An 11,044-nucleotide genomic window follows, 5' to 3' on the forward strand; every position below is an offset into this window, starting at 1 on the left:
CGTTTAGATTAAATACTTACACAAAATTTAGGAAGGTCTCCCAGATTCTTATCAAAGACTTCATCATCTATTATTCGCCAAACGGCAACTTGCTGATGGTCTTTGGTGGTGACTAGATTTAAAGTTTGTTCAATCATTGCTTGAGGTCTCATATCCTTATGATGTTTATTTGCTTCAAACCCAGTTACTTTACACTTAGCGGTTTAATTAAGCTACTTACTTGAGCTATTTGCTTCAGTTATTAGGCTTGGCTACTTACTCAACTTCAATATTCTAAAGGCGCCCTGAATAACTAAAGCAAATACGATGCTACCAATAATCAAATCAGGCGTACTAGAGTGTAACCAATTAACCAAAATCCCTGCAACAATTACCCCTAAATTGATAATCACATCGTTTGAAGTGAAAATCATACTGGCTTGCATATGGGCTTCTTCTTCTTTGCTTTTCGATTTTTGTAGTAAATAGAGGCAAATCGAGTTTGCAATTAGCGCAAGAATCGATATGACTATCATGGTAGAAAAGTCAGGTAACTGCTCATTGCCAAAGAAACGTCTTAGTACTTCTAAAAAACCAAGAATCGCTAGCGTAATTTGAAAATATCCGGCAATTCTAGCAATCCGTTTTTTCTTAATGACCGTTCCACCGACCGCAAATAAGCTAATTCCGTACACGAAGCTATCTGCTAACATATCTAAGCTGTCGGCGACCAACCCCATCGAACGAGAAATCAGTCCCGTGCTCATTTCAATAATAAAGAAAGCAAAGTTAATGACCAGCACTATCCATAGTAGCTTTCTTTGCTCAGCATCTTTTTTGTGACTAGAGTCAGCATCAATTTTAAAATTATTGTTGGGATCAGAGGGGTCAATGGTTTCGGTCGAGAGTAGGGTGTCTCCTAATTTTAGGTCATGAATAGCAGTCTCTATCCCTTCTATATTGTCATGATGAAACACAGTTAATTGACGGTTAGGAATGTCGAACTCAAGATGTTCAATATTCGAGTGGCCCTCTAATTTCATTCGGATTAGGTTTTCCTCCGAAGGGCAGTCCATCTTCGATATTTTAAAAGTTGTTTTATTCATAGTTACATTTATATCCGGGTAGTGGTTCAAAAAGTAGGCTGTCTAAGTGACAATATAAAGAAAAATGGTTTCAAAAGCTATACCCCAACCGAACCAGTCATTTCACCCTGTAAACCTATTTAAAGACTACTTAAAACAGACCACTATTAAACAACCACCTATAACAGACTCACGAAACTGTCATCTAGCCAAAAATACGCCACAATATCCAAAACAACCCTAGCATCACGACAGCGATAATTAATAGGCGTTTAGCCCAATAGGGCAGTAGGGGTTTTTTATAGCCGATATCATCGAGCTTACTATCGACACCGCGCTGCAAGCTCTTAAACCCTGATTCAGGAGGCGTAGATTTCACCCGTTGTTTTTGTAGAGGCGCAGTATCTTCATTAGCGACCTCTCTATCTGAGCTAATAGCACTATTTGGAATGCCTTGCTTACTGGCGATAGAAGTGAGTTGTTGGTGTTGTTTGGTTTTGAGGGCGGCTTCATATTCATCGATACGCGCTTTAGCGGCGTCCATACTGATACCCTCGTCAGCGGCTAACGTCTTGATGGCCATGACAAGATTACCTTTTTCGATCATTATGACGACCGACTTTGGCAGTTTTTTACGGATGGCTTGAGAGCTGGCGTCTGGATTAAACATAAGGAGCCTTTTTTGATAGTAATATTTGGTCAGATAGCGTTTATTATAGCAACTCTAAAAGCGCTAAGGGTTAAGCAAAACGTTACCCAAATCTTCAAAAAAAATGCTGCAACCCATTCGGATTGCAGCAAATAAAAGCTCGCTCTTTTTAAGCAACATAATGACTGTTAAATGAAGAGCGGCATCATAAAACGCAAGTATTCACTTATAGATCTTTCCAGCGCTGGATAGACTCTTTGATCACCTCTTTGGCTTCCGCGACGTCGCCCCAAGACTCAACGACCGTAGTACCGGCTTTTTTGAGGTCTTTATAGTGACTAAAGTGGAAGTTTAGCTGGTTGATCAGCTGCTTAGGTAAGTCCTCTAAGCTGTTATAAGCGTTGCCCGTATCGCGATCATCAGCAGGCACGACAACAATCTTGTCATCGACTTCACCATCATCAACGAACTTCATAACGCCGATAACTTTAGCTTTCAAAAAGATACCTGTTGGCAGTGGCTGCTCAGTGATGATTAGCGCATCAAGCTCATCGCCATCTTCGTCAAGGGTTTGCGGGATAAAGCCATAGTTACAAGGCTTAGCAAAGATTTGCGGATCAATACGATCAAGCTCGAATACAGCAAGCTCACGGTTCCATTCGATTTTGTGGCTACTACCAGTAGGTATCTCAACGACTACATTGATAACGCCGCCATCAACATCACCGGCGTCCAAAATCTGATTAAAATCTGCCATAAAGGGTCTCCAACTGTTGCTATTATTGAATATTAAACAAGAATATCTGTGTTTATACCGCGCCATTAAACCACAAATCTCGCAATGCTTAATGGCTGCCGAGTGCGAGTATAACAAGTTTGTATTTATTTTTCTTGTTTGCCTTAAGTCTATACTGGCACGATATTATGCAGTCTAAGACTTTGGCGGTACAGGACGCAGAGCAATATCGCCGGCGTGGCGCTGTGCAATATTATCAATAAGCATCTGGCTGACTCGCTTGTAACTGAGCGTCGCTTCGTTATTATTCATTTTGTGGTTATCCACGTCGTTATTATCAATAGAGACAAAATCTGCCAAGCGCAGCATTTGCATGCCCGCGTAACCGCAAGGGTTAATGGCGTTAAAAGCTGATAAGTCGCAGTTGATATTGAGCGCTAAACCATGATAGCTAAAACCGTGCTTTATTTTGAATCCTAATGAGGCGATTTTACCGAGCATAATATTATCAGTTGTCTGAGCTTCAGTATTAGCTTCATCGGTAACTGTCCCTGAGTAGATGTAGACGCCTGGGGCATCACGCCGGGCTTTGGCTTTAAAGTCTGATGCTGCGCTCTCACTGGAGCAGTGACTCTTGAGGCAATCATTGATCACGTCTTCTAAGGCTTGCTCTGCGTGAGAAACCAAATTGCGTACGCTCCAGCCTAAGCTGTCTAAGTCGAACAGCCAATAGATCACTAACTGGCCATGTCCATGCCAAGTCACTTGTCCGCCGCGATCGGTTTGAATGATAGGGGTATCTGTTTGCTGCAATATGTGCTCGGGTTTGCTGGCTTGACCTAAAGTATAGACATCGTTGTGATCGACAATCCATAGCTCATCGGGGGTCCGCAGCCCTTGCTGTTGTTTCACTTCGATGCGCTTGAGTATGCTTGCGCGCATTGCATCGCTCGTTGCCACATAATCAGCATCAGCAAAGGTGCGACTAATCAGAGTATCACTAAGAGGCTGCATAAGTCTCGCTATTTTAGAAGGTGTAGAGTGAGGTATATCCTCATAATAAAGGCTAAAAATAATCATTAAGTGTAGCAGTTTTTTTTATCTAATGAATATAGATATAGCGGTAAATTAAGTGCTTTTATTAGCTTAAGACAAAATTGGTAGCCGTTTTTAGTGCTCGTGTTTATATAGTACTACTTTAGCGCTCATGTATATCCGGTAACAAAATGATTAGCTGATACGAACCTATAAGTCTGATAATCGTGCTTTTCATTCGCCAGTCAATACGCTACATTAGAGAGCAACCCGCTAGTGCGTCTTGACGCTAGCTTTTATGACAAGGATGACAAATGACAGATACACAGCAAAACAACTATCAGGCCGATGATCAGATTATTGAGCAAACTCGTCATCACATGGCAAACGAGACGAGTCAGTCGCTGAGCATTGCAACGACCATTGATGAGATGCACGCGCAGTTTTCGCACTTATATAAGCTAAGTCGCGATCAGCCTATCAATGATTGGGCCACTCGCGCTGAGCAATTGGATAACTTGGAGCTGATGCTAAGCGAAAGGCAGGATAGCTTAGCGCAAGCGATCAGTGCCGATTTTGGCTATCGTAGTGAGTCTGAGACGCAATTTGCAGAGCTATTTCCAAGCTTTACCGGTATCAGTCACGCTAGAAAATACGGCAAAAAATGGATGAAACCGCGCCGTGCTTCCATCTCAGCACTTTATATGCCCGCTCATAATGAGATTCAGCCGCAGCCGCTAGGCGTGGTTGGTATTATGGTGCCTTGGAATTACCCATTATTTTTGGCGGTAGGGCCGATAATAGATGCGCTCACGGCAGGTAATCGCGTCATGGTAAAAATGAGTGAAGCGGCGCCGAAATTTGCGCAATCGTTTGCAGAGGCCGTGGCGCGCTATTTTTCGCAAGATATGGTCTGCGTAGTGTTAGGGGAGGTTGATATTGCTCAAGAGTTCAGCAAGCTGCCCTTTGACCATTTGCTCTATACTGGCTCAACCGCTGTCGGCAAAAAAGTCATGGCAGCTGCTGCGCCTAATTTGACGCCAGTGACGCTTGAGCTTGGCGGTAAGTCGCCGGTTATTGTGCTAAATGGTGCTAATCTTGAGTCAGCGGTTAATCGTGTGATGATGGGCAAAACTCTCAATGCGGGTCAAACCTGTATCGCACCTGATTATGTATTGGTGCAGCGTAAAGAACATGAGGCATTTATCCGCTTAGCCAAAGAGTGGATGGATAAGCACTATCCTAATATCGCCGACAATCCAGACTATTCACGCATCATCAATAATCAACAGTTCAAACGCGTGAAAGGCTATCTCGATCAGCTGCCCGGTGAGGATGTGCATCTCCTAACCGATGCCGAGCCTAATATCGACACGCGCTTGATGCCGCCGATTATCGTCAGCGAGCCTAACGATGATAGTGAAGTGATGCAAAATGAGATCTTTGCTCCTGTGCTGCCGCTAGTGCACTATGACACGCTAGAAGACGCTATCGATTATGTCAATGCGCGTCCGCGTCCTCTTGCATTGTATGTCTTTGGCGATGATCAAAATGAGATTGAGCAAGTGCGTTCACATACCGTATCAGGCGGCCTATGTATCAATGAAGTAATATTGCACGTCGTGCAGCATGATTTACCGTTTGGCGGTGTTGGTCATTCAGGTACGGGTGCTTATCATGGCCAAGCAGGATTTGAGCGCTTGAGCCATATGAAGCCTATTTTTGTACAAAATAAATTAAATGGTATGAATTTACTATTGCCGCCTTATGGTGGGTTCTTCAAAAAAGCAATGGGTATCATGTTGAAATAGCTCTTTTTAAATGAATAGAATAGGGCGTGTTGAACATTCGACCATGGCACTGACAGCGACTATTTTTTAGGCGATTCGATGTTAAAAATAATAAGTTTAGTCATTCTAAGCGCTTATTTTTAACGATGAAGCGGCAAAAAAGAGTCCTGTCCCTGTTGTTGTCGTGAGGGCTGATGCTAAAATTGCCCCATACTGCGTTACAAATCTCGCTAAGGCATCTGCATTATCGTCGCTTTGTGCCTTGTCTGGAACAATTTTAGCAATCAGCAGTGCCTATTTGCGAATGTTCAACACGCCCTAATAAAATAGCGTTTATTTTGATAAGCGCTATTTTTTTGAAAAAATACTGTCAAAACCTGCAAAGGTTTTACATACTATTCATTACTCATATTTCATACCCATCTTTTATGGCGCTGCGATTACCGTCTCATGGCTACCAGCGAAAGGCTATACAAGCTAATATTTATAAACATAAATAGTCATAAAAGCTCGCTTTGATCATAAGTAGTCATCGCTAAAACCATATATAGGATTTATTATGCGCCAATGGATTGTTTTTAGCTTACTCCTATTAAGCTCACTATTACTGCCTTTATCTGCCTCGGCTGCAGCTTCCACATCGTCTTGTGAGACCCCCATTAAGTTTGGCGCGCTTACTTGGGAGAGCGGGCAGTTCACTACAGGCGTCCTCAAGTACATTACTGAGAGCGGCTACGGCTGCGTCGTTGAAGAAGTACCAGGAGCGGGGCCAGCGCTTGAGAACGCGCTATTGCAAGATGACATACAAGTCATCGGCGAGCAGTGGATAGGACGCTCACCCATCTTAGAGCAAGCTATTGAAGACGATAAAGTGACGATCATTGGCGATACGCTAAAAGGCGGTGCGACGCAAGGCTGGTATGTGCCGCAATACGTAATGGACGATAATCCTGGTCTACGTCATTATCAAGACTTGCCAGAGTACGCTGAGCTATTCACTGATCCTGAAAGCCCTGATGAAGCCCGTTTTATGAACTGTCCTGCAGGCTGGACTTGTGAAATATTCAATGTGCGTCTACTCAAAAACACCGGCTTAGATCGTATCTTTAATATCACAAGCCCCGGAACAGGAGCGGCGCTCGACGCTGAGATTTCCTCCGCCTTTGAGCAGCGTAAGCCGTTGTTGTTTTATTATTGGCAGCCGACAGGACTGATGGCGAAATACGACTTTGCAGCGCTCAAGTTCCCTGAACATGATAAGAGCTGCTGGGATGATCTATTATTAGCCAATGGTACCTCCGACTGTGTGACTGGGTTTCCTGTGTCACCTTTAGCGATTGCGGTATCGACGCCATTTCTCGATAGCAATCCAGAGCTCAGCCAAGCCTTCAAAAAAGTACAGTTCACTCCAGACCAGCTCAATGGCGCGATATTGGAGATGAGCGAGAATAAGCGTAGCGGTGATGAGCAGGCCTTGATGTTTTTGCAACAAAACCCTGACATTTGGCAGAACTGGCTCTCTGCAGAGGCTGCCACGGCATTGGCGACTGATCTAGATATTCGTTTGACAGGTACGACTGCTGGGGATACTCGTATTGACTCGCCGCTAAATGATGAAACGGCATCAGATAATTTACTAGGGCTATCGTCAAGCTTCCCAGAATGGTCGCTTGAGACCCCGCTGAATAAGGCGCTAGCAACGGTAGTAAGAGATTACGGAGAGGTGTTTCGTGGTATTAGCAGCGTAACCTTGACTTATTTATTATTGCCTATTGAGCGCTTGTTAACCGTCATTCCCCCTTGGCTGATTATCGCTTTAGTGACGGTATTGGCTTGGTTTGGGGTGCGCAAAATATGGTTCGCTGTCGCTTGCGGCGTAGGGCTGTTTTTGATTGGCGCATTTGGGCTGTGGGGCGCTTTGATTGATACCTTGGCGCTATTGATTGTCTCAGTGCTCATCACGGTTGTCATCGGTATCCCCATCGGGATTGCGATGTCAGGGAGTGCCTTATTACGCAAAATTGTGACCCCCATTCTCGATGTTATGCAGACCATGCCAAGCTTCGTTTATCTGATTCCAGTGCTGATGCTGTTTGGTATCGGTAAAGTGCCGGCGTTATTTGCCACCATAATATATGCGCTGCCACCTTTGATACGTTTGACGACGTTAGGTATTACCCAGGTCAATCATGAAATGATCGAAGCGGGCCGCTCATTTGGTAGTACACACTGGCAGCTACTGATCTGGATTAAACTGCCGCAAGCGCTGCCGAGTATTATGGCAGGGATTAATCAGGCGGTAATGATGTCGCTTGCGATGGTAGTACTAGCTTCAATGATTGGCGCGCCGGGACTAGGCGAAGATGTGCTGCAATCTATTCAAACGCTCAATATCGGTCAAGGTTTGCAGGCAGGTACGGCGATTGTCATTGTAGCGATTATTATTGACCGTATCAGCCAAGCATTTGGTCAAGGTAAGCGCGCGCGGCAAAAGACCATCGAAGAAGGTCGCCGCCCAACGATAGGTTAAGCTGACCTTTTTATTCGCCCTTATGAGCAACGACTAAATAGCAAACACGGGCATAATTAATAACTATTGAGAAAAATGATGGATCATATCAAACTAGAAAATATCAGTAAGATTTATAATGCAAGCCCAAAGCAAGCACAGTCTGCCTTAGACTTATTGGCTGACGGAATGGACAGTACGCGTGTCAAAGCACAAACCGGTTATTCGGTCGGGCTATACGATGTCAACTTAGCGATAAAGGCCGGTGAGCTACACTGCATTATGGGTTTGTCGGGTTCAGGTAAATCAACGCTGATACGCCATCTAAATCGTTTGATTGATCCGACTACTGGCAAGATTTGGGTCAATACAGACATGCGAAATGATAGAGCTGCTAACATTAGTAAGCCCGCGGCTGCCGATACACATACGAGCCATTCAGCCATAAATATCTTAGATCTGGATGATAAAGGCCTGCAGCAGTATCGTCAGCATACGGTCAGCATGGTGTTTCAGCATTTTGGTCTGATGCCGCATATGACTGTGCTACAAAACGTCGCTTACGGACTGCGCGTACGCAAAATGAGTGTCAGCGAGCGTCATGAGATTGCTCGTCATTGGTTAGCTGAGGTTGGTCTGCCGAATCTGGAGAGCAGCTACCCGGATGAATTATCGGGCGGTATGCAGCAGCGGGTAGGGCTGGCGCGCGCTTTAGCGACCGATAACCCGATACTGCTGATGGATGAAGCCTTCTCCGCACTCGATCCGCTCATCCGTGGTCAATTGCAAGATCAGCTATTAGAGCTACAGGCTCGGCTGCATAAGACCATCGTCTTTATCACTCATGATATCGATGAGGCGGTCAAAGTCGGGCAGCGCATTAGCATCTTAAACGGCGGGCGCTTAGTACAAACCGGCACACCAAATGAGCTGCGAGACAATCCTGCCGATGACTATGTTGCGCAGTTTATGAGTGCGAAGCACTAAAGCGATAATAAATAAAGATAGTTACCGCGATAGAACCTGCTTGCTTAAAGGCGGGTTTTACACGCTATATTTTAAAGTGAGTCTCTTCTCTGGTTAACACAATCTTAATGCCTAGATAGTCGTATTAACATTAGCTCATTGTTTTAGCCTCTTAATGCTCGTAATATGAGGCTAAAATAAGCCACCCAAAGTAAACCAAAGCAAAAAAATTCAACTAAAGCTCGTTTTATCTACGATATCTTATCCAAAGTCCTTTTCAAGTCGTCTCTAGCTTTTCAATGATTGGTCTGTATTTTGGTCATTTTTTATCCCTGTCAGTGTCAAGCCGCAATTAGGGTACGCGCCGTTAATGAAGTTGCTCCAGTCATGACTGTATGCTAACGGTTTTGAGGTTATTAAGCGGCAGATAAGCAAATGCTAGATAATGGCGTTATACTTAAACCCTGTTTTGTTTACTGCTATTGTTTGCTAGAAAACTCTTTATTATAAAATCCACACGCTAAGGTTACCGTATGGCTGTTACTCATACCCCAATTATCACCTCTTTGTTAGACAATGATCTCTATAAGTTCACTATGCTACAAGCAATGCTGCATCAGTTTCCGCAGACGCATGGGGTGTATCGTTTTCGCTGCCGCAATAATAATGATGCTGCTTATCCGCTAGCGACCATCAAAGAATCATTAGAGCAGCAGCTAGATAGTCTTTGTGAACTGCGGTTTTTGCCTGACGAATTAGAGTACTTACGAACCTTACGCTTTATGCGCTCAGACTTTGTCGATTATTTAGAGCTATTTCAGCTCAAGCGTCGTTTTATCACCGTCAGTACTGATAGCAAAGGGCGCTTATTCATCGATATCGAAGGGCCAATGATTCAAGCGATGTTTTTTGAGGTATTTGTACTGGCTATTGTCAATGAGCTATATTTTAATGCTTTATCTAATCCGCAAGTGATCGCCGAGGGGCAGCGCCGACTCGATGATAAAGTGGCTTTGCTGCATCAGTATGCCGAGCAGCAAGTCAATAATGAGAGTGATACGCCGCCCTTTATCGTTGCGGATTTTGGTACGCGCCGGCGCTTTAGTAAACGCTGGCAAGCGCACGTGGTCAAGACCTTGCATCAGGCTGAGCCCAATATTATCAGCGGCACGTCCAATGTATTGTTAGCCAAGACACTGGAGATGACGCCAATAGGTACGATGGCGCATGAGTTTATGCAAGCGTTTCAGGCCTTAGACGTGCGTTTGCGTAACTCGCAAAAGGCGGCATTAGAAGCTTGGGTGCATGAATATCGTGGCGATTTGGGTATCGCTTTGACTGATGTGGTAGGCATGGATGCGTTCTTACGCGATTTTGACTTGTACTTTGCCAAGCTCTTCGATGGCCTGCGTCACGATAGCGGCGATCCTTATATTTGGGGTGATAAAGCCATCGCTCATTATAAAAAACTAAAAATAGATCCAAAAACCAAGATTATTACCTTCAGTGATGGCTTAAACCTAGAAAAAGCCTGGGAGCTGCATCAGTACTTTAAGGATCGGATCAAAACCAGCTTTGGTATTGGCACGAATCTCACTAATGACATGGGTCTGACGCAGCTCAATATTGTACTCAAACTAGTAGAGTGTAATGGTCAGCCGGTAGCGAAAATATCAGATAGCCCTGGCAAAACCATGATCAACAATGACACTTATTTGGCGTATTTACGGCAAGTGTTTGAGGTTGATGACCCGGAGTAGCGTAATAGTTTAGCTTTATATTATTTATGTAGGCTGGGTTTTTAACCCAGCAAATTCTTATTTGAAGTTGTAATGTCAAAGAGGGGTGGATAAGTCTAATCAGTCATCTTCATCAGTGACGACGACTTCCTCAGCAAAAGCAGCATCTAACGCTTGCTGCACGGCATTGATACGCTCTTCGCAGACGCGATAAGCGGCGATAGACTCTTCAACCGTCGTCATTAGGTTGTCGATATCTGGCTCGTCTTGCTGTTGTAATTCTGCAGCATTGGTTTTTAGAATATCGTAGGCCGCCTTAAAGGTTTTTGGGGCGGCTTTTTTACGTCTACGAGTCGAAGTGGCCATAGGGTTTCCTTTGTTGATATGACTTTAAGAGTTGTTTTTAAAGTTTAATTTACGAATATTCTTGCAGGTTTAACATATTTAATGGTGCGCCTCGCGCGCCCTACATAGCTTAATTGATAAAAACTTAAAGATTAAAAACTTTAAATTTAATAAAAAGATACATCGTAGGCTAGCGCTTTAGCCCAGCTTC

The 11,044-nt window shown here is 44.1% G+C and carries 10 protein-coding genes; 4 read left to right on the plus strand and 6 right to left on the minus strand.

Annotation, left to right across the window (positions count from 1 at the left end; genetic code table 11):
• Nucleotides 1–8: 8 nt before the first annotated feature.
• The 5 genes from W234_RS14645 to lipB form a co-directional block, all read right to left on the minus strand.
• The gene (locus W234_RS14645) at nt 9–152 is read right to left on the minus strand and encodes a hypothetical protein (protein ID WP_178377961.1); all 144 of its coding nucleotides are present in this window, start codon (nt 150–152) and stop codon (nt 9–11) included.
• Between the two features lie 99 nt (nt 153–251).
• A complete protein-coding gene (locus W234_RS0101695; protein WP_025644116.1) occupies nt 252–1,085 on the minus strand; it encodes a cation transporter in 834 nt (277 codons plus the stop codon).
• Between the two features lie 184 nt (nt 1,086–1,269).
• A complete protein-coding gene (locus W234_RS0101700) occupies nt 1,270–1,734 on the minus strand; it encodes a hypothetical protein (protein ID WP_025644141.1) in 465 nt (154 codons plus the stop codon).
• Between the two features lie 205 nt (nt 1,735–1,939).
• The gene (locus W234_RS0101710; RefSeq protein WP_025644142.1) at nt 1,940–2,470 is read right to left on the minus strand and encodes an inorganic diphosphatase; all 531 of its coding nucleotides are present in this window, start codon (nt 2,468–2,470) and stop codon (nt 1,940–1,942) included.
• Between the two features lie 174 nt (nt 2,471–2,644).
• Nucleotides 2,645–3,463, minus strand: coding sequence for a lipoyl(octanoyl) transferase LipB (lipB, locus tag W234_RS0101715; RefSeq protein WP_025644143.1), 819 nt, complete (start codon nt 3,461–3,463; stop codon nt 2,645–2,647).
• Between the two features lie 401 nt (nt 3,464–3,864).
• Between lipB and W234_RS0101720 the strand changes: the two genes are divergently transcribed.
• The 4 genes from W234_RS0101720 to pncB all read left to right on the plus strand — a co-directional run bounded on the left by W234_RS0101720 (nt 3,865) and on the right by pncB (nt 10,509).
• Complete coding sequence (locus W234_RS0101720; protein WP_413771568.1) at nt 3,865–5,295, plus strand: coniferyl aldehyde dehydrogenase; 1,431 nt, start codon at nt 3,865–3,867, stop codon at nt 5,293–5,295.
• A gap of 538 nt (nt 5,296–5,833) precedes the next feature.
• Nucleotides 5,834–7,804, plus strand: coding sequence for a glycine betaine ABC transporter substrate-binding protein (locus W234_RS0101725; RefSeq protein ID WP_025644145.1), 1,971 nt, complete (start codon nt 5,834–5,836; stop codon nt 7,802–7,804).
• A 78-nt stretch (nt 7,805–7,882) separates the two neighbouring features.
• Nucleotides 7,883–8,770 (plus strand): ATP-binding cassette domain-containing protein, encoded by an 888-nt coding sequence (locus W234_RS0101730; protein WP_025644146.1) that lies wholly within the window; start codon nt 7,883–7,885, stop codon nt 8,768–8,770.
• Nucleotides 8,771–9,282: 512 nt separating this feature from the next.
• Nucleotides 9,283–10,509, plus strand: coding sequence for a nicotinate phosphoribosyltransferase (gene pncB / locus W234_RS0101735; protein ID WP_025644147.1), 1,227 nt, complete (start codon nt 9,283–9,285; stop codon nt 10,507–10,509).
• Nucleotides 10,510–10,608: 99 nt separating this feature from the next.
• On the opposite strand, the gene xseB is transcribed toward pncB, so the two are convergent.
• Nucleotides 10,609–10,854: an exodeoxyribonuclease VII small subunit gene (gene xseB, locus W234_RS0101740; RefSeq protein WP_025644148.1), complete on the minus strand. Its 246-nt coding sequence runs from the start codon at nt 10,852–10,854 to the stop codon at nt 10,609–10,611.
• Nucleotides 10,855–11,044: the final 190 nt, after the last annotated feature.

Origin of the sequence: Psychrobacter sp. TB15 (assembly GCF_000511655.1) — a bacterium.
Lineage (GTDB): Bacteria > Pseudomonadota > Gammaproteobacteria > Pseudomonadales > Moraxellaceae > Psychrobacter > Psychrobacter submarinus.

What these genes read in the sequence shown, in the direction of transcription:
- W234_RS14645 (WP_178377961.1), bottom strand. Translation starts at nt 152, where the DNA reads ATGAGACCTCAAGCAATGATTGAACAAACTTTAAATCTAGTCACCACC.
- W234_RS0101695 (WP_025644116.1), bottom strand. Translation starts at nt 1,085, where the DNA reads ATGAATAAAACAACTTTTAAAATATCGAAGATGGACTGCCCTTCGGAG.
- W234_RS0101700 (WP_025644141.1), bottom strand. Translation starts at nt 1,734, where the DNA reads ATGTTTAATCCAGACGCCAGCTCTCAAGCCATCCGTAAAAAACTGCCA.
- W234_RS0101710 (WP_025644142.1), bottom strand. Translation starts at nt 2,470, where the DNA reads ATGGCAGATTTTAATCAGATTTTGGACGCCGGTGATGTTGATGGCGGC.
- lipB (WP_025644143.1), bottom strand. Translation starts at nt 3,463, where the DNA reads ATGCAGCCTCTTAGTGATACTCTGATTAGTCGCACCTTTGCTGATGCT.
- W234_RS0101720 (WP_413771568.1), top strand. Translation starts at nt 3,865, where the DNA reads ATGGCAAACGAGACGAGTCAGTCGCTGAGCATTGCAACGACCATTGAT.
- W234_RS0101725 (WP_025644145.1), top strand. Translation starts at nt 5,834, where the DNA reads ATGCGCCAATGGATTGTTTTTAGCTTACTCCTATTAAGCTCACTATTA.
- W234_RS0101730 (WP_025644146.1), top strand. Translation starts at nt 7,883, where the DNA reads ATGGATCATATCAAACTAGAAAATATCAGTAAGATTTATAATGCAAGC.
- pncB (WP_025644147.1), top strand. Translation starts at nt 9,283, where the DNA reads ATGGCTGTTACTCATACCCCAATTATCACCTCTTTGTTAGACAATGAT.
- xseB (WP_025644148.1), bottom strand. Translation starts at nt 10,854, where the DNA reads ATGGCCACTTCGACTCGTAGACGTAAAAAAGCCGCCCCAAAAACCTTT.